Here is an 18,366-nt window from a genome sequence, read left to right as displayed (position 1 = left end):
GTCATCCTCCCGTGAACTGTGGCCAGGTGCGGTTTCATCCGGTGATCAGCGTCTTGGAGCCGGTTCCGCGCGCGAAGAACGTGTTGATCGCGTCGAGGCGCAGCACATCCGTCAATTCGATCCTGTTCGAGAACTGGCCCCGGAACGTCGTGCCCAGCCCCCTGCGGACGCGCGCAAGCAGTTCGGCGGTCTTTTCGGGGCCGAGTGTTTCGAGATACGGGAAAAGCAGCCAGCCCTGACAGGACCAGAACAATCCAGCCGTGCGCGGAATCTCGATCGGGGACGGGTCGAGCGCGCCATATATGTAACATTGCCGGGGGTCCTGGCTTCCGTAATTGCTGAATTGCGTCATGGAGGCACGGGCGCTGGTTTCGATGCATTCCAGAATGCGGCCGGTCAGCTTTCCGCCCACCGCATCGAAGCAGAGCCTGGCGCCGGTCGCGCCGATGGCGTCGACAAGCTGCGCGTCGGCGTCGTCCGCGGACGTGTCGACAACATGGTCCGCGCCAAGGGCGCGCAGTTCCGCAGCCAGTTCGGGGCGCCGCACCACGCTGACCAGGGCAAGCCCGTCTTCGTGGCACAGCCGGATCAGCATATGGCCGATATTCGAGGCGGCAGCCGTGTTGATCAATGCCTTGTGCCCTTCGGCCTTCGCGGTTTCGAGAAGGCCAAGCGCGGTCAGCGGGTTCACGAAGGCAGCGGCCCCGTCTTCCAGCGTCACGTCATCGGGCAGTTCCAGGCAAGAGGACGCCGAGAACACCTGGATGTCGCGATAGGTGCTTTTGCCCCATACGGCCACGCGATTGCCGGCAAGGTGCTCGGCTCCCTCGCCGGTGTCGAGGACAGTACCCGCGCCCTCCATTCCCGGCTCGATCAGCTGCCCGACCCGGAGTTTCTGGCCCGCCATTGCCCCGGCCCTGAGCGGCACCCTGATTTCGGGGGCGTCGGCGGTTCCCGATTTCATCGCCCTGCTGAAATCGGCCGGGCCGAACATCACGTTCATGTCCGAGGAATGAATGGGGCGGGCTTCCAGTCGAACTGTGATTTCGCCCGGGCCGGGTGGCGGGACGTCGCAATGCTCGATCCATGCATGCAATTCGCCGTCGTCCGAAATCCGGCTGAGCAGTCTGCGTGTTCTGAGCGGCGCTGCGCGATCCATGTCGATTTTCCTTTCGCTGTCATATTGCGTTGCGGGCAAGGCCCCGCCTCTGTCTGGTCAGATGCCCTGAATGGTGGTGCCGCCATCGACGACAATCGTTTGCCCCGTCACGAACGACCCGGCCGGCCCGGCAAGGAAAACCGCCGCCCCAGCAATTTCCTCCGGCGTGCCGGCACGCTTCAGGGGGGTGCCGCGCATATAGGTGTCATAGGTTTCGGGATCGTCCCAGAGCGCCTTCGAGAAAGCGGTCTTGATCAGGCCGGGCGCGATGCAGTTCACCCGGATGTTGTCGCCCCCGCATTCCACGGCAAGATTGCGCGCAAGCTGCATGTCAGCCGCCTTGGAGATGTTATAGGCCCCGATGACGGGCGACCCGACGAACCCGCCGATGGACGACACGATGATGATCGCCCCATCCTGCCGGGCGCGCATCTGCGGCAGGACCATTCCGATCAGCCAGTTGTTGGCTACGATGTTGTTGTCGAGGATCTTGCGAAACCTGTCGTCGGGGATCTCGGCCAGCGGGCCGTAATACGGGTTGCTTGCCGCGTTGCACACCAGGATGTCGACCTTGCCGAAGGTGCTTTCGGCATGGGCGACAAGCGCGCGCAGCGCTTCCTTGTCGGAAATGCTTGCGGCAAAGGGGCTGGCCGCCTCGCGCCCTGTCGCGGCGTTGATCTCGGCAGCAGCCGCGTCACAGGCCGCCTGGTTGCGCGAGGAAATGACCACCTGCGCCCCCGAACGCGCCATTTCCATACCGATGGCAAAGCCGATCCCGCGGGAGGATCCGGTGATCACGGCCACACGGCCAGCGAGAGAAAAGAGGGGGGACATGCCGGCGTCTCCTTGGTTGGCGGCGGGTTTCAAAGGACACCCGCATCGAAATACACCATCGGCTCGGCGTCTTGCGTGTGGGTCGTTTGGACACGTCCGACAAGCAGAAGATGAGTGCCCAGTGTGATGGTGGTCGCGATCCTGCATTCGATACTGGCCAGCGCGGACGCCAGCGTGGGCAACCCCATCGGCCCCGGTGTCCAATCCGTCCCTTCGAACCGGGCGGACCCCTGCGGCGCCTTGGTGAATTGTGGCAGCAGGTCGGCATGCTGCTTGGCCAGGATATTGACGGCAAAGCGACCCTCCTCGACCAGGCGCGGAAGGGATGAGCTGGTTTTATGGACAAACACCCCCAGAGCGGGCGGTTCGGCGCAGATCGACACCACGCTGGACGCCACCATGCCGGCAGGGTCTTTCATCGTGCCGGTCGTGACGGCGCATACGCTGGCGGCAAGGCGGCGCATGGCATCGCGGAACTGATCGCTCGTCACCCGCGCGGGGGGTGCGCCGCGGACGATATGGGCACGCACCTTCCCGTCTTTCACCCAGCCGAATTCCGCGGCCCTGGCGATCATGGCATCGAACCCGGCAACCCAGTCCGGGTTGCTGGCCTCGTGGCTGAGGAATTTCAGGACCCCGGGCGCCAGCCAGATATGCTCGTCGCCCTCAAGATCGCCCAACCGCGCGGCCAGGTGCCGGAAGCGGTCCGGCTCCATCGGGTCGACCACCAGTTCGAGCCGTGTGAACTCCCAGGGATCGGACAGTTCGAACACGCCCAGATCGGTGATACCAAGTTGCATTGCCTTGCTCCTTCATGATCGGATTGCGGCGTCGGGAGGCCCCGGGGAAAACCGCGTGATCTGCCCCCGCCCGGCGGGGGCGATCCTGTCTTGTTTTGCCCGCCTGCCGCGGGCGGGTCGCGCGCAGGGTCTATAACAGCATGGTCAGAAGCTGCGGGAAGGTTGCCAGGATCACCATGGCCAGCAGAAAGATCAGGACATAGGGCAGAACAGCGGAAAAGATCGTCTGCATCGAGATATCTCCGATGACCCCCCGGATCACGAACAGCACATACCCGACAGGCGGCGTCATTGCACCAACGGTCATGTTGATCAGGAACAGAACCCAGAAGGCGATCGGCTCGATTTCCATATGCGGCAGGATCGTGAGGTAGATCGGGATCAGGATCAGCATCGCCGCGATCTCGTCGAGCAGCATGCAAAGCACGAAGGGAATCGCCATCATTATCAGCAGCATGACCGGGTCGGGCAGATCGAGGTCGGCAACCACCGAACTGATCAGGCGGCTTGTCCCGCTGAAACCCAGCAACTGCGTGAACAGCTGCGACGAGAACATGATGACGATGACCATGGTCGTCGTGAGGGTCGTGGATTGCAGGGCGTCGATCATCATCCGCAGCGACAGCCGGCCAAAGATCAGCGCGACGATCATCGCCCCGAACACGCCGGCCACGGCGGATTCGATGGGGGTTGCGATTCCGAGTATGATGGAGCCGACGACAAAGATGATAACCAGTGTAAAGGGCAGCAGCTTGCCGATGGCCCCGATGATTTCGCGGGCCGAGGGGCGCCTGTAATCTTCGTCGATGGGCGCGATGTCGGGGCGCAGGGCGACCCGGACCAGGATATAGACGATGATCATGCCAAAGATCATGAGCCCGGGTATGATACCCGCAACGAACATGTCCTTGACCGACATTTGCGCAAGGATCGAGATCAGGATGGCCAGCACGCTTGGCGGGATGATCGGGGCAAGACAGGCCCCGCCGATCAGCACGCCGACCGACATTTTCTGATCGTATCCACGCGAACGCATTTCCGGGTAAACCGAACGCGACAGCATCGCCGCAGACCCCATTGCAGAGCCCGACATCGTGGCAAGGATGGTCGAGATCGACATGCCCAGCACGAAATGGCGCCCCCGGAATCCGCCGATCAGGCGATCGGTCGCGGTCAGCATCTGACCCACGGCATTCCCCCGGTATAGGATTTCACCCATCAGGATGAAGGCCGGCAGCGGCACCAGCGTGTAGGATGTTGCGGTGGACGAGATCGAGTTGACGAACAGCACCGATCCGGCCGGCCCCATCATCAGCATCACGGCCATCAGGTTGCAGCAAAGAAAGCTGATATATATCGGCACCGACAGGGCGAACATCACGATCAGCCCGACCGACATGACAAGGATTGGAAGGTATGAGGCAGCCATCAGGTGTTATCTTTCCGGGCAGCAAGGGCCTGTTTGCGCAGGGACAGGGCATTCACGAGATGCATCACGCCGCTGAGCAGGAACCCGTAGGTCAGCATCGCCGACAGAATCCATTTCGGGATCGAGATATCGGCAACCGTGATCGTTCCGGCCCTGTATTGCTGCCAGAGGATTTCGGCGCACAGGTAGGCAATGACTATACAAACCAGGAAAGACAGCAATTCGATTAAGGGCACGTATCGCTGCCGCGCACCGGGCGGAAGCGTCTCGAGAAGCAGTGAAACGGCAATCTGGGCGCCTCGCCGGGTCACATGGGGCATGGACGAGCAAATTGCGAAACAAAAGAAATAGACCGACACCTCGGGAACCCAGGCAACGGGTTTACCCAAGGTTCGGGAAATCAGATCAAGCATCGAAAACAGGATGATCGACGTAATCGCGGCAACACCCAGATTGAAACTGGCGCGAGAAAACCTGTATGAAGCACTGGATCGCATTCTTCACTCCTCCTTGCGTTTGACCACCGGGAGTCCTGATTTCGGACAGGTCAGCCACGGTGCGATTTCGGGTCTGACGCCCGGTTGGCCTAATGCTCTTTGGCGGATGTCCCGCGAAATGCGACAAGATCGCAAATTCTGCCTATCTTCAGGTCGTGCTGGCGGGCAAATACGATCAGGTCGTCGAGACGGGCCATCGTGCCATCGGGGTTCATGATCTCGCAGATCACACCGGCGGGCTTGCGTCCGGCCATCCGGGCAACATCCACCGCAGCCTCGGTATGGCCGGTGCGTTCAAGCAACCCGCCCGGACGCGCAATCAGCGGAAACATGTGCCCCGGCGACACGAAATCCGACGGGCCGCTGGCATCATCGACGGCCAGGACGACGGTGCGCGCCCGTTCCGCCGCCGATATTCCGGTCGTGGTTCCGACCCTGGCATCGATCGACACAGTAAAGGCCGTCTGGTTTTCGCATTCGTTGGTCTCCACCATCGGGCGCAGCGCCAGCCGCGCCGCGGTGCCCGGATCGACGGCCAAGCATATCAGGCCGCAGCCATGACGCGCCATGAATGCGATCGCGCCAGCGTCGACAGCATCGGCGGGAATGACCAGATCGCCCTCGTTCTCCCGGTCTTCGTCGTCGACGAGCACGAACATCCGCCCGGCGGCGGCGCATTCGATGATTTCTTCCGGCCCGACGATGACATCGCCGGCGGGAAAGCTTTTTACATTCATCATGGCCATGGTCATGGGCCGTCCTCCTGGAAGACTCGGGTGGTGCCGTCCGGGCAAGGCCAAGGCCGCGTGCCCGATGGCGACAAAACAACGACAGCGCCGGGCAGCCCTCTCTTTCGGGGCATTCCGGGCTTCGGGGCCGGGGCGCTCTTGTGCCCCTGCCCCGCTGTGCCCGTGCAGGCGAGCCCGCGCATTGCGCGGCTCAATCGGCGGTCAGAAAGTCGATCGCCAACTTGCTGACAACCTCCGGCTGATCGACATGTGCCGCATGTCCGGCGCCTTTCAGCACCACCAGTTTGGAGTCCGGGATTTCCTCATGAATGGGTTCGGCATAGCCGGGTTCGCGCAGGTTGTCCTTTTCACCCGCAATCAGAAGCGTTTTCGCCTTGATCGACTGATAGCCCTTGGACCGGCCGAAACCGCGCGGCGGGGTGAAGGGCGAGCGGAACCGCGCCGCTGCCGTACACTCCCAAGCGCCCGGTTCGAGCGAGGACTGATGACGGCGGTCGATGAAATCGTCATCGTGATGCACCTCTTCGCGCATGTAGACACTGCGGATGATCAGCGCCATGTGCTCCCGGCTTCCGTCGTAGTCGTTCAGCATCTGCCGAAACTCGTTTTCGGGAATATGGCCGCCGCCGCTGACCGATACGATGCGGTCGATATCCCATTCGGGGCTTTCCTCGGCCGCATGTCCCAGCAGAACGGTCGCGCCCATAGAGTTGCCCATGAAATGGGCCTTACCGATGCACAGCGTTTCCAGAAACCGGGTGATGTGGTGAATACGCGCATAGAGCATGTTGCCGAAATCGAACAGCTTGTCGGTCTTGCCGTAACCCAGCCAGTCGGGCGCGATGACGCGGAAATGCTCAGCCAGGGCATCAATGTTGTATTCCCACGTCAATTCGGCCGAGGCGCCGAATTCGCCGCTGTGCAGAAGGACGAGCGGCGGCCCGTCCCCCCCTTCCAGGTAATGGGTCTTGACCCCGTCGACCATGACATACTTGCTGGTCACGTTTTTCATGATGGGTTGCATCCTGTCGATCCTCTCCATCAATACCCGGAAATCCTGGTGCCCGGGAAATCCGCCTGCAGACGGGGATAGACCTCGCGCGCGAATTTCTGGATGCCGGCAACGGTTTCGTCATGTTCCAGGAAGCCGGCCTGCCCCATCATGAGGAAGTTGCCGAAACCGCCGACATAGTCGTACATGCGCTTGATCTGATTGTAGACTTGGTCGGGCGTGCCCGCGAACATGATGCCCTTTTCGATGGCTTTTTCGACGCTGGGCTGCTGCTGGAAGGCTTTCAGCGGATGTTCGGCTCCGCGCATGATCTGAAGGTTCGCGGCGGTCGGCACATAGCCCGGCGGGTTGGCCAGATGCGCCGGCACCTTGTTCGACGTCACATACCACAACAGCTTTTCCGCGCCCGCATAGGCCTCTTCTTCCGTGTCGGCGGTATAAACCATGCCCGAATAAGACAGACGGTCGGTCGGGATATCGTCACCCAGCCCGGCAGAGCGCCAGCCCTCGCGATAGGAATCGTAAACCTTCCGCGTGCCGTCGAACCCGGTCAGGAAGGTGGCAAGCCGGTAGCCGTATGTGCCGATCTTGCGTGCCCCGCCCGGGCTGGTCGAGCTGACCCAGATCGGCGGCGTCGGCTGCTGGTAGGGGCGCGGCCAGATGTTCACGTTGCGGAAATGAAAGAAGTCGCCCTCGAAGCTGAACGGGCCGTCATGCCGGGTGAAGGCCTCGTTGATCAGGTCGATCGCTTCCCACATGCGTTCGTTCATCCGCGCCGGGTTGCTGTTGGCCGGCAGAACCTCGTAGGGCACCCCCCGCACGAAGCCGACCTCGAGCCGCCCATGCGAGAGTACGTCGATCATCGCCATTTCCTCGGCGACGCGCACCGGATTCTTGCGGTTGGCCAGCGGGTTCCCCAGGATCAGCAGGCGTGCCTTGGTGCTCTGACGTGCCAGCGCCGACAGGATGAGCGGCGCCGCCGGGTCGATGCAGGTGGCCGTCTGATGGTGTTCGTTTACGATGATATCAAGGCCCTCGTCCTCGGCGATCAACCACTCGTCGAGATACCGGTTGTACAATTCGGCGCCCTTGACCGGATCGAAGTAACGGTTGGGCAAGGTAATCCGGATCGATTCGAAATCTTCTTCGGGCGGAAGATACGGATACGCAGTCTCAGTGAAATGCCATACACGCATATCGGGAATTCTCCTGTCGTTTATCTGATGTGTGCCGGCGCGCTCATTGGGCGCCGATTTGTTTCATCACGAGTTTGGCAAGTTCGCCGGGCGCATCGTGCAAAAGGTCGTGGCCCGCGCCGTCGATCTCTGTCCGGGTGGCGTTCGGAAGAAGCTCGGCAAAGCCGTCAGCGTACCACTTTGCGACAATCTTGTCCTCGGCCCCCCGGGCCAGGATCGTATCGACGCTGGCGCGCGAAAGCCGGTGACGAAGCTTGGGGTTATGCATCCAGGGCTCCCACGCATAGAGCGCGACCGCCTCTCGGCTGCGGATGAACGCGACAATCTCTTCGTCAGACAGCGAATCCGGGTCAAAGGTGACATCGGCGTTGTCCGAAAAGAACGCCCGGTAAAGCTCATCGTGCGGGTATTTGTAAAGATCGGGGATATCCAGAGCGTCCCGCGCCCCGAGCTTGACCCCGACCGGCGAAACCAGAGTCATGCTTTTCACCCGCTCCGGCGCCATTGTGGCCATTTCCGCAGCGATCCACCCGCCAAGCGCACCGCCCACCAGGTGGAAACGGTCGATCCCGAGTTCATCGAGAAGCGACCAGTAGATAAAGGCCGCATCCGTCACCGAATCGAGCCATGCCGGCACCGGCGCGTCGCCGTATCCCGGATGGGTAGGGGCAATCAACCGGTGGCCGGACGCGATCGGATCAACAAACGCATCCTTTGCGGAGAAATCCAGGAAGCCGTGCAGATACAGCACTGCATCTCCCTTTCCCTTGTCGAAAACGTCGAGTTCAACTCCCGTCGACAGCTGCTTGCGGTGCCGCATTCTATTCTCTCCTCAATCTGGGTTCCTGGATGAGTTGACGATCGGCACCGGGTAACGGGCGAAGGTCGCCCGCTACCGACTATGTGCCGAAAGAAATTGTGGTGATCGGAACGTCGGCCTTAGAGGCCGTTCGCCTCAAAGATCTCGATGACCTTGCGGGTCTCGTCCCCGCCCGCTTCCAGCGCGGTGCTTCGCTGCTCCTTGACGAATGCTTCCTGCATGCGCTCGGCTGCAGCATCGCTGATGGCGTATTCCTCCATCCCCGCTGCCTGCATCCGCTCGACTTCCTGCGTCTTCAGCTTTTCGAACGCCTTGTAACCATCACGTTCGATCTCGGCGCCGATTTCCAGCAGGGTCTTCTGCGTGTCCTCGTCAAGGGCGCTCCAGGCATTGAGGTTCATCAAGAGCACATAGGTGCTGGAGCCGAAGGTCGGGCGCACGTAATATTCGGAAACTTCCGCAAGCTTCGTCGATTCAAAGCCGATCAGCGGCCAGCCGGCGCCGTCCACGACGCCACGATCCATCGCGGCATAGGTTTCGCCGCCCGGCAGAACGACCAGAGCACCGCCCAGGGCCTCGATGATCGGCTTGTAGGAGGGCGATCCGCGCAGTTTCAGACCTGCAAACGGCATGTCCCCGTCCTCGGGCTTCTTGGAAACGACGAACTGGTAGCCCTGATTACCGCTGCCCGGCAGCGCGATCAGCTTCAGCCCGATCTTGTTGTAGGCCTCGTCCATAGCATCCCACAGCCCGATCTCGCGGCGCTTTTCCGGCCCCGGATCGACACTGGAATCAAGCGAGAACCCCGCCCATGTCACGCTGGTGTGATAGGCCGGATGCGTGAACAGAAGTTGGAAAACGCCGGCTTGCACGGGTTCGATCTGCTCGAACGCGGCAACGACTTCGGGCCCGTCGATGGTGATCTCGATCTCGCCTTCGCTGCGCTCCTGGACCCGTTCCACATAGTTCTGAACGATGTGAACATTGGCCGGCATGGTCATGTCCCAGCTCGTCAAGAGACGAAGGTTCTCTGCCTGGGCGCCAATGCCCGAGGCCACTGTCAGCGCCAACGCGCATACACTTTGCCGAAGTATCTTGTTCATTCTCAGGTCTCCTCCCGATTAGTGGTGCTGAACCGCCAGAACGCCTCGCTCCCGACATCTTGCAGCTCAGATCGGAACGCCGGTTTCCAGCTCTTCCGTGCAGCGGAATATCGGTCACCGTTGCCGATATTGTCAAGCTATATTGTCCGACGATTTTTATTTTTCCGATACATATCAGATACTTGAATTTCAAGCAGCACTTCACCTTCGACCGCCCGGCTCAAGCCGTCGGATAGCTGAAATTCAAACCCGTCCCGCCCGATCACGCCGCGGCGGTATTTCCGTGCCTCTATCGCAAGGCCTCTATCCGCCGCGCCGGTTCGGTCGCGGCATTCCCATAGACCCCAAGCGCGCAGACATCGCGCACCGCCGATGCAACCTCGGCCCCCTTCTTGAGGAAATGGTCATGGAAAAACGTCCTGTGTTCTTCGCAGTCATGAAAATTATGCGGCGTAAGACTCACCGAAAAGGTCGGCACACCCGTTTCCATCTGCGCCTGCATCAACCCCGTGACCACGGCCTGCGCCACAAAGTCGTGGCGGTAAATCCCGCCATCCACGACCAGGGCCGCCGCCACGATCGCATCGTAATCGCCAGTCTGACCCAGCCGCTTTGCCAGCAGCGGCATCTCGAATGCGCCCGGAACTTCGAAGAACCGCGTTTCATGTGCGACCCCGGCCGCCTTCATGCCGGCTTCGTAGCCCCGGCATGCCTGGTCGACGATTTCACGATGCCAGAGTGCCCTGACAAAGGCGACTTTCAGCTTTCCGGCCATGCGGCTCCTCCCTTTGCAGGCCCTGCCGCCGATACCAGCGGCACGACCGCCCCCCAGACCATCCGATCGCCCGCCCCCTGCCCAAACTTTGCCCCGGGGCTATTTCTCCCCCGGCCCCCGTCGCGCGAAGTGATGTAGTCGACCGGCTACATTTTGTAGCTATAGTCATTTGACTACAGTTTGTAAACTGTTATTGACGCCAGACCCTCGGCACCGGCGAGGCAGACATATTGCAATGGAGGGCCCCCGTGATGACCGATGACAAACCCAAGGGAAAACAGGCAACGACCGAGGCCCTGCTGGACGCGGCCGATGAACTTTTCGCCGAACGGGGGCCCAACACGGTGACGGTGCGGGACATTTCGCTGCGCGCCAATGTCAACCACGGCCTCGTGCACCGTCATTTCGGCTCCAAGGAGGCGCTGCTCGATCAGGTGCTTGAACGGCATGTCAAGGCGTTCACCGGCCTGCTTTCGAACGCATCGGAGCCCGCGGAAATCATTCCGCTTCTCCAGCGCGAACTTTGCATCAACCGGCCGTCCTTTGTCAGGCTGCTTGCCTTTCTGATGCTCGAACGCCGTGAAGCCCTGCAAATCGCCCGCAGGCCCGGGGGCGTGGCCACGTTCGCCCAGGTCTTGCGGGGGCCGGGCATTCCCGAAGAGGACACGCGCAAACTCGCCGCTATCCTCAGTGCGTTTCTCTACGGATGGCAATTGTTTCGGGAGTTTACGGTGACTGCCGCTGCCTGCGAAACCAGCCTCGGCGCATTGGATGACGATGTAGAGCGCATCCTGGTCGAAATTCTCGACAGTGTGCTGCACAAAACATCTGTCGGTGCTGCCTGAACAGACCGTTTTACCGGACACTCACGCCCGCAATCGCGGGCAGCACCTCATGTTTCCGAGCATATCATGACCTTGATCTGCGTGTCAGGGCTGCGCAGCCCCTCGAAGGCATCGGGCAGGTCCGACAAGGAAACGCGATCTGTGATCAACTCCTCAGCCGCAATCTCTCCACGGTCCAGGAGCCCCAGAACCTGCCCGAAATCCGCCTCGGAATACCCCATTGCAAACTGCAGCCTAAGTTCCTTGTGCACCGCCCGCGCCGGGAGGATCGTATCCTCTTTCAGGCAAACCCCCACGACCACCACCGTGCCACGCGGCGCCGCGACATCGATACAGCTCTGGATTACGCCAGGCGCCCCGACGCATTCGAAAATCACGTCAGGCGCCCCGCCGGCACGAGCCGCGAAGGCGGCGCCCAGGTCAGATTCGGCCAGCGGGTCGATCACGTCGTCGGCCCCTGCGGCCCGCGCCGCATCGCGGCGCCCGGCCGAGCGTTCCGATACAACGACGACCGACGCCCCCAGCGTTTTTGCGAACAACAGGACAGACAGCCCGATGAAGCCCGCGCCGATCACCAGAACCCGTGCACCGGGCGTCAGCGCCGCCAGGTTCACCGCGTGCAGCCCCACCGCCAACGGTTCGACAAGGGCGCCGCTGGCAAAGCTCACTCCGGCGGGCAAGGACACGACCTGACGCGAGTCGACCTTCACATATTCTGCGTAGGCACCGGGAAGATCCCGGTTCAGGCCCGTAAGTCTTCTGTTCGGGCACAAGATGCCAAGCCCCTTGCCGCAGGTGCCCGTGGCGCGACATTCGACACAGGCCCCCACGTTCACCGGAACCGCCGTGGCGCGCAGCCCTTCGGGCACCGCCGCATCCGACGAGGCCACGACCGTGCCGGCGAATTCATGGCCCAAGATCGTCCCCGGGGCCTGAAGAAAAGGGCCCTGTTCGGTCGCATGCAGATCCGATCCGCAGATACCGCACGCTTCCACCTTCAGGATCACCTCGTTCGCTCCCAGGATGGGGGCAGGCACGTCCCGCACCTCCAAAGGCTCTCCCGGCCCCTTGAATACGGCAGCTTTCATAATATTCCCTCCCGGTCGCTCCTGACGGGTCAGTCGTTGCGCGCCCGCACCAGTCCCCAGGCCAGCTCGGAAATGGGAACAGCCTTGGCGCCGATCTCGGCGGCGTCGGCATTGGCCGCGCTTCCGTCCTGCGAACGCCTGGCGATCCCTTGCAGGATCGAGGCGATGCGGAACATGCTGAGAATGATGTAGAACTCCCAGTCCCCGGGTGCATCCAGGCCAGTGCTGGCAAGGTATTGCTCCAGGTATTGCCGTTCATCCGGGATGCCCAGGGCCGCCAGGTCCTCTCCCGCCATGCCGCGGAACAGAGCCGCCGAGAAATGCCAGCTCAGCATGTGATAGGCAAAATCGGCGATAGGATTTCCCAGTGTCGACAATTCCCAGTCCAGAACCGCTACAATCCTTGGCTCGGCCGGATGGATCAACACGTTATCCAGTCGATAATCGCCATGCACGACCCGCACGGGATGCTCGGCGGGCACATGCTCGGGCAGCCATTTCATCAACCCTTCCATCGCCGGGTTCGGGCCGGTGCGCGCCGCTTCGTATTGCCGTGTCCAGCGCGCGATCTGCCGTTTCAGATAATCTTCTTTCCGGCCGAAATCGGACAGCCCGATGGCATCCGGGTCCAGGCTGTGGATCTGGGCGATGGTGCTGTTCATCGACGCAAAGACTGCGGCGCGCTCGTCGCGTGACATGTCGGGCAAGCGAGGATCCCAGAAAACGCGGCCGTCGACGAAATCCATAACGTAGAAATCGCTGCCGATGACATTGCTATCCTGGCACAGCGCATGAACATCGGCCACCGGCACGCCCCCCTTGCGCATCGCTTCGAGAACACGAAACTCCCGATCGACGGCGTGGGCACTGGGAAGCACCGGACCCAGCGGCTTGCGCCGCAGGACATACCGGCCCGATGCCGCATCCACGCGAAACGTGGGGTTCGATTGCCCGCCCTCGAATTTCGACAAGGCGACGGGCCCCTGAAAACCGGCAACGTTTTCCTGCATCCACGCGGCCAGCCTGGTTTCATCGGGCCATTGGCCCGGGTTTCTCTGGGTTTGGGTCATTGCCGTTACTCCGGTCTATCTGCGTCGGGGCGCCGCGCGGCCGCCCGGTCCTCGTGTTTCACATGGCACGGTTCATGCGGAAACATGGTTCGGAACCTCGCGTGTCAGACCCTGCCGATCGCGCACCAGCGCCAAAATAGCCGGAATGCGGAGAACCTTGACACCATAATAGTAGCGGCACACCCTTCGCTTTTCCCCGGCAAGATCCGCGTCGTTTCCCCGGCCCGCGCGGGCGGTCGTCGATGAGAAAGTCGATATCGCGCCGCATAGCACCTGTCATCCTTTCAATTTCCCCCGCGCATATCCGGTCGCTCACCCCGCCACTCGGGTGGCCGGCATTCCCTGAACGCGATGGCCCCTGGCCCCTTCCATCGCGTCCTTCGACGAAAGAACGGTATCCCATCCGCGCCGGTTCGTGTGCCCGGCCACCGCTTCGTCGGCGTCGAAATCGGCAAACAGCCGGTCAAGAAGCGGGTCCAGCCTGCGAAAGGCGTTCAGCGACCGGCGCAGGTTCAGGTCTTTTCCAGCAACTCGATCATCGCCCGCACATGCGCCTTCGCGTGGGCCTCGGCGGCATCCGCATCGCCGGCAAGGATGGCATCGGCGATCCTGTTGTAAGAGGCTGCGCGCTGCTCGGATGTCATCACCAGCTTATTGCGCACCAGGTGCACGTGCAGGTTGCCAAGCGTGGTTTCCAGCACACGACTGCCGGCGATCCGCGCAAGCGTGCGGTGAAACCGGTTGCGGGCCAGGATCACGTCGAAGCGGTCGCTCCCCTCGGATGCGGCCGTCACCGCATCGAGGGCCTCGCGCAGATCCTGCCTGGCAGTTCCCCGGTCAATCTTTTCCGCCGCCTGCCGTGCGGCAAGCCCCACGAGAAGCTCGGCGATCAGCAGGATGTTTCGGGCCTCTTCCTCGGTCACGGTCATGATCCGGGCGCCATGGTAGTGGCGCGTTTCCACGACGCCCTGCGCGGCAAGCCGTTTTATCGCCTCGCGCACTGTCGAGCGGCTGACGCCGTAACGGTCGATCAGGTCAGGTTCGACCAACCGCTGCCCCGAGACATAGCGCCCCTCATACAGCCCGCGCATGATGTCGCGCACGACCGTTTCCGCAGCGCCAGAGGTTGGCCTTTCGCCTTGGGGTGTCACGTGGATCACATTCCGACTTGCTGATGAATACGCCGGGCAGACACTAGTTCAACACCGGCAGACTGTCCATATGGCGGAGCCATGTGCCGGGCCTCAGCCCTGCGGCCCCAGTGCGACGGCACTCAGCGCGGGGCGCCAGTCCTGCGGTTGCGCGTTCATGTTCCTTGCCGCCTGCCTCTTGTATTCGAGACGGGCAAGCTGGTCGCGATGCACCTCGTCAGGCCCGTCGGCAAGCCGCAGCAGCCGCGCCGTGGCATATGCTCTGGCCAGGCCGAAATCGTTGCTCGTCCCGCCGCCGCCGAACATCTGTATCGCCCAATCGACAACCTGGCAGGCCATGTTCGGCACCGCGACCTTGATCATCGCGATTTCCCGCCGCGCCTCCTTGTTGCCGACCGTGTCCATCATGTGGGCCGCCCGCAATGTCAGCAGGCGCGACTGTTCGATCATGATGCGCGATTCCGCGATCCGTTCGCGCGTGACCGATTGCTCGGAAAGTGCCTTGCCAAAGGCCACGCGGTCGGCGGCGCGCGCTACCATCTTTTCCAGCGTCCTTTCGGCCAGCCCGATCAACCGCATACAATGGTGAATCCGACCCGGCCCCAGCCGGCCCTGGGCAATCTCGAACCCACGCCCTTCGCCCAGCAGCATGTTGCCAGCCGGCACGCGCACATTCTCGAACACCACCTCCGCAGCCCGGTCCGGCACGCCGTAGAAGCCGAAAACCGGGATCGACCGCATCACGGTCACGCCGGGCGTGTCCTTTGGCACCAGAATCATCGATTGCTGGCGATAGGTTTCGGCATCCGGGTCGGTTTTGCCCATGAAGATCATGATCTTGCAACGCGGATCGGTCGCGCCGGTGGTATACCATTTCCGGCCATTGATGACATATTCCTCGCCATCCCGAATGATCGAACTTTCGATATTGCGCGCGTCGGACGAGGCGACTGCGGGTTCGGTCATCGCAAAGGCAGACCGGATTTCGCCGCGCAAAAGCGGCTCGAGCCAGGCCGCTTTCTGCTCTTCGGTGCCATAGCGTTCGATCGTTTCCATGTTGCCGGTATCGGGCGCGGAACAATTGAAGACCTCGGGGGCCAGGTGGCTGCGCCCCATGATCTCGCAAAGCGGGGCGTATTCGACATTCTTCAGCCCGGCGCCGCGATGGGACTCGGGAAGGAAGAGATTCCACAGCCCCTGCTCCCGCGCCCTGGCCTTGAGCTGCTCGACAACCGGCTGCACACCCCAGGGCCCGACCTCTTCGGACTCACGATAAAACCGCGCCTCGTTAGGATAGATATGGGTTTCCATGAACTCGATCAGCTCTGCCTCGAGGCGAAGTGTCTTTTCCGATTTCTCAGGGATCATCGACGTCTTCCTATTGTTGCATTGGGTATGACATACTCCGTAAACTTTCTGACAACAATATTGTCAGACGAAAAAATATACGAAATTGCCTTTTCCTGCTGCATCTGCTGGATGATCGGCCGGCGGCGCGCACATGCCCACGGCAGCCGGGCCCAGGCCGGCAGCCGCCACGCCCGGCGGCGCGCCGGTTCCCGGGTTTACAAATATGCGAAGACATCGGCGCCCGGCCGAAAGGCCGGCAAACGCACGACGATGCGGCGCGACTCAGCCCGCGTCGGGCTGTTCCGGCGGCGCGGCGGCGGCAAAGGCAGGCAACTTGTCGAGGCCCGCGTAGATGCGGGCGATCGTCGGCCAGCTATCCAGCGCGATGCCGAAGCGGCGATTGTTCCAGACCTGCGCGTAAAGGCAGATATCGGCCAATGTCGGCGTGTCACCGTGGCAGCAGGTGCCGGTACGGTCGCTGCTGGCCAGTGCGGTTTCCAGCGCGTCGAATGTCGTGGTAACCCAATGGGTGAACCAATCCTTTTGCGCCTCTTCATCTGCGCCGAACTGATCGCGCAGGCGAAAGAGAACACGCAGGTTGTTGAGCGGGTGAATCTCGCAGGCAATCATGTAGGCCAGCGCGCGCACCCGGGCCCGTCCATCAGGGTCGGCCGGCAACAGGGGCGGCTCGGGGTGGGTTTCGTCAAGCCATTCGATGATGGCCAGCGATTGCATCATGAAGGCGCCATCGTCCCGCTCCAGCGTCGGCACCAGCCCCTGCGGGTTCATCGCCAGGTAATCAGGTGTGCGGGTTTCGCCGTCGCGCAGCACGTAAGGCACGTAGTCATAGGCCAGCCCCTTATGGTTCAACGCGGCGCGCAGCCGGGTCGATGTCGAGGAGCGAAAGAAATTGTGCAGCCGGTAAGTCATCCGTGTCCCTCTCAGTGCGACATGAAGACGGGCACGCGGGTGGTCCGTATGACCTCGTGCGTGACACCGCCGAACAGGTCTTGCGTCAGTTTGCTGTGTTCATACGCGCCCATCACGATCAACCCGGCGCCGACCTCGTCGGCGGTGTCCTTGATGACCGAGGCGACGTTGCGCCCGCGATGGGTCTTGTGCAGGTGCTGCGCCGCAATGCCGTGCCGTTCGAGGTGGCGCATGATGCCGCCATCCGCCGGGGTTGCGGGCCGCGCGCCGCCGACGGTCAGGATGGTGGCCTGCCGCTTGCCCTCCAGGATGCCCATCGCATCGCCAAGCGCCCGCGCGACCGACCGCTTGTCATCCCAGGCCACCAGCACATGATCGGTCAGCGTCGCCGCGTCATAACCGCCAGGCACCACCACGACGGGTCGGCCGCTGCGCAGGGCGATTAGGTCAGGGCTGGCGGCATGGTGCTCTTCCCCCGGCAGGTCCGATTGCGGGCCGGTGATCACCAGATCGTAATGCCGGGCCATCTCGCTGGGCCGCAGGCCGCCGGTCTGGTCCGGCAACAGGAACTCGGCCCGGTGATCCAGCCCCGCCGCGCCCACTGCATCGCGGAACAGGGTCACGGCGGTTTTCACGTCGGCCTCTTCGCTGCTGAGCAGTTGTGCGCGCAGCGCATCGGTCAGCCCGGCACCGTAGCGGTCGATATAGGACGGACCGTTGCGCATGATCGCCGTGATCCAGGCATCGTGATGCCGGGCCAGCCGGATCGCATGGGCCAGGCTGCTCGCGAACGACGCCTCGCCGCTATAGGCCAGAAGCAGGTTCTTCAGCGACATGATCCGTCCCCTTCCGATGGCGGTGTCAGGCCCGAGGGCCGATGGCTGTCTCGATCGCCCCGAGCCCTGCGATCTCCACCTTGCAGGTATCGCCTTCGGCAAGCGGCCCGACACCGGCGGGCGTGCCGGTCATCAACAGATCGCCCGGGCGCAGCTCGATCGAGTGCGACAGGATCGAGATGATCTCGGGCACCGACCAGATCAGTTCGGCCAGGTCTGCATCCTGCTTGACTTCGCCATTCACGGTCAGCCGGATCGCGCCCTTGTCGGGATGCCCGACCTCGGCGACCGGATGCACCGGCCCGATCACAGCCGAGCGGTCGAACGCCTTGCCCCAGTCCCAGGGGCGGCCCTGCTCGCGCGCTTTCAGTTGCAGGTCGCGGCGGGTCAGGTCGTTGCCGACGGCATAGCCCCAGACATGGGCAAGGCTGTCCTCTTCGGCGATGTCGCGACCGCCCGTCCCGATGACAGCGACCAGCTCGGCCTCGTAGTGGAAATTCTCGGTCTGCGCCGGGTAGGCGACGGTTTCGCCGCTGTCGACGACGGCATCGGCCGGCTTGGTAAAGAAAAACGGCGGGTCGCGATCTGGATCCTTGCCCATCTCGCGGGCATGGGCGGCATAGTTGCGCCCGACGCAAAAGATGCGGCGCACCGGCAGGCGGTCGTCGCTGTTTGCGACAGCGACGCTGGGTTGCGCCGGGGGTTCAAAGACATAAGCCATG

18 protein-coding genes and 1 pseudogene are annotated in these 18,366 nt (G+C 62.5%); 1 reads left to right on the top strand and 18 read right to left on the bottom strand.

Annotation, left to right across the window (positions count from 1 at the left end; all coding sequences use genetic code 11):
- Positions 1–34: 34 nt before the first annotated feature.
- The 11 genes and pseudogenes from F3H87_RS18295 to F3H87_RS18245 all read right to left on the bottom strand — a co-directional run bounded on the left by F3H87_RS18295 (position 35) and on the right by F3H87_RS18245 (position 10,374).
- A complete protein-coding gene (locus F3H87_RS18295) occupies positions 35–1,159 on the bottom strand; it encodes a zinc-binding dehydrogenase (RefSeq protein ID WP_149789345.1) in 1,125 nt (374 codons plus the stop codon).
- A gap of 57 nt (positions 1,160–1,216) precedes the next feature.
- Positions 1,217–1,993, bottom strand: coding sequence for an SDR family NAD(P)-dependent oxidoreductase (locus tag F3H87_RS18290; protein ID WP_149789344.1), 777 nt, complete (start codon positions 1,991–1,993; stop codon positions 1,217–1,219).
- Positions 1,994–2,022: 29 nt separating this feature from the next.
- Complete coding sequence (locus tag F3H87_RS18285; RefSeq protein ID WP_149789343.1) at positions 2,023–2,793, bottom strand: flavin reductase family protein; 771 nt, start codon at positions 2,791–2,793, stop codon at positions 2,023–2,025.
- 130 nt (positions 2,794–2,923) lie between these two features.
- The gene (locus tag F3H87_RS18280) at positions 2,924–4,222 is read right to left on the bottom strand and encodes a TRAP transporter large permease (RefSeq protein ID WP_149789342.1); all 1,299 of its coding nucleotides are present in this window, start codon (positions 4,220–4,222) and stop codon (positions 2,924–2,926) included.
- Positions 4,222–4,719 (bottom strand): TRAP transporter small permease, encoded by a 498-nt coding sequence (locus tag F3H87_RS18275; RefSeq protein ID WP_149789341.1) that lies wholly within the window; start codon positions 4,717–4,719, stop codon positions 4,222–4,224. The genes F3H87_RS18280 and F3H87_RS18275 overlap by 1 nt, the downstream gene beginning before the upstream one ends.
- Before the next feature lie 113 nt (positions 4,720–4,832).
- Positions 4,833–5,456, bottom strand: a pseudogene (gene ribB, locus F3H87_RS18270) (3,4-dihydroxy-2-butanone-4-phosphate synthase); the annotation flags it as partial.
- 202 nt (positions 5,457–5,658) lie between these two features.
- The gene (locus F3H87_RS18265; RefSeq protein ID WP_188129259.1) at positions 5,659–6,480 is read right to left on the bottom strand and encodes an alpha/beta fold hydrolase; all 822 of its coding nucleotides are present in this window, start codon (positions 6,478–6,480) and stop codon (positions 5,659–5,661) included.
- A gap of 29 nt (positions 6,481–6,509) precedes the next feature.
- Entirely contained in the window at positions 6,510–7,598 is a 1,089-nt protein-coding gene (locus tag F3H87_RS18260) for an LLM class flavin-dependent oxidoreductase (RefSeq protein ID WP_223228124.1), read from the bottom strand.
- A gap of 121 nt (positions 7,599–7,719) precedes the next feature.
- Entirely contained in the window at positions 7,720–8,496 is a 777-nt protein-coding gene (locus F3H87_RS18255) for an alpha/beta fold hydrolase (RefSeq protein WP_149789338.1), read from the bottom strand.
- A 119-nt stretch (positions 8,497–8,615) separates the two neighbouring features.
- Positions 8,616–9,599 carry a TRAP transporter substrate-binding protein DctP gene (gene dctP / locus F3H87_RS18250; protein ID WP_149789337.1) on the bottom strand — a complete coding sequence of 328 codons (984 nt, stop codon included), beginning with the start codon at positions 9,597–9,599 and terminating at the stop codon, positions 8,616–8,618.
- Positions 9,600–9,888: 289 nt separating this feature from the next.
- Entirely contained in the window at positions 9,889–10,374 is a 486-nt protein-coding gene (locus F3H87_RS18245; RefSeq protein WP_149789336.1) for a 6,7-dimethyl-8-ribityllumazine synthase, read from the bottom strand.
- 251 nt (positions 10,375–10,625) lie between these two features.
- On the opposite strand from F3H87_RS18245, the gene F3H87_RS18240 reads away from it, so the two are divergent.
- Positions 10,626–11,219 carry a TetR/AcrR family transcriptional regulator gene (locus tag F3H87_RS18240; protein ID WP_149789335.1) on the top strand — a complete coding sequence of 198 codons (594 nt, stop codon included), beginning with the start codon at positions 10,626–10,628 and terminating at the stop codon, positions 11,217–11,219.
- A gap of 47 nt (positions 11,220–11,266) precedes the next feature.
- On the opposite strand, the gene F3H87_RS18235 is transcribed toward F3H87_RS18240, so the two are convergent.
- The 7 genes from F3H87_RS18235 to F3H87_RS18205 all read right to left on the bottom strand — a co-directional run bounded on the left by F3H87_RS18235 (position 11,267) and on the right by F3H87_RS18205 (position 18,365).
- Complete coding sequence (locus F3H87_RS18235; RefSeq protein WP_149789334.1) at positions 11,267–12,307, bottom strand: zinc-binding dehydrogenase; 1,041 nt, start codon at positions 12,305–12,307, stop codon at positions 11,267–11,269.
- A 29-nt stretch (positions 12,308–12,336) separates the two neighbouring features.
- Positions 12,337–13,377, bottom strand: coding sequence for a phosphotransferase (locus tag F3H87_RS18230; RefSeq protein WP_149789333.1), 1,041 nt, complete (start codon positions 13,375–13,377; stop codon positions 12,337–12,339).
- Between the two features lie 512 nt (positions 13,378–13,889).
- Positions 13,890–14,480 carry a GntR family transcriptional regulator gene (locus F3H87_RS18225; protein ID WP_149789332.1) on the bottom strand — a complete coding sequence of 197 codons (591 nt, stop codon included), beginning with the start codon at positions 14,478–14,480 and terminating at the stop codon, positions 13,890–13,892.
- A 141-nt stretch (positions 14,481–14,621) separates the two neighbouring features.
- Complete coding sequence (locus F3H87_RS18220) at positions 14,622–15,896, bottom strand: acyl-CoA dehydrogenase family protein (RefSeq protein ID WP_149789331.1); 1,275 nt, start codon at positions 15,894–15,896, stop codon at positions 14,622–14,624.
- A 264-nt stretch (positions 15,897–16,160) separates the two neighbouring features.
- Positions 16,161–16,808 carry a maleylacetoacetate isomerase gene (gene maiA / locus F3H87_RS18215; protein WP_149789330.1) on the bottom strand — a complete coding sequence of 216 codons (648 nt, stop codon included), beginning with the start codon at positions 16,806–16,808 and terminating at the stop codon, positions 16,161–16,163.
- 11 nt (positions 16,809–16,819) lie between these two features.
- Positions 16,820–17,644: a universal stress protein gene (locus tag F3H87_RS18210; RefSeq protein ID WP_149789329.1), complete on the bottom strand. Its 825-nt coding sequence runs from the start codon at positions 17,642–17,644 to the stop codon at positions 16,820–16,822.
- Positions 17,645–17,669: 25 nt separating this feature from the next.
- Entirely contained in the window at positions 17,670–18,365 is a 696-nt protein-coding gene (locus F3H87_RS18205; RefSeq protein WP_149789328.1) for a fumarylacetoacetate hydrolase family protein, read from the bottom strand.
- Between the last annotated feature and the right edge of the window lies 1 nt (position 18,366).

It is taken from the genome of Lutimaribacter pacificus, assembly GCF_900142185.1.
GTDB lineage: Bacteria > Pseudomonadota > Alphaproteobacteria > Rhodobacterales > Rhodobacteraceae > Lutimaribacter > Lutimaribacter pacificus.
The sequence above is the reverse complement of the archived record's forward strand: the minus strand, read 5'-3'. Positions and strand labels throughout refer to the sequence as shown.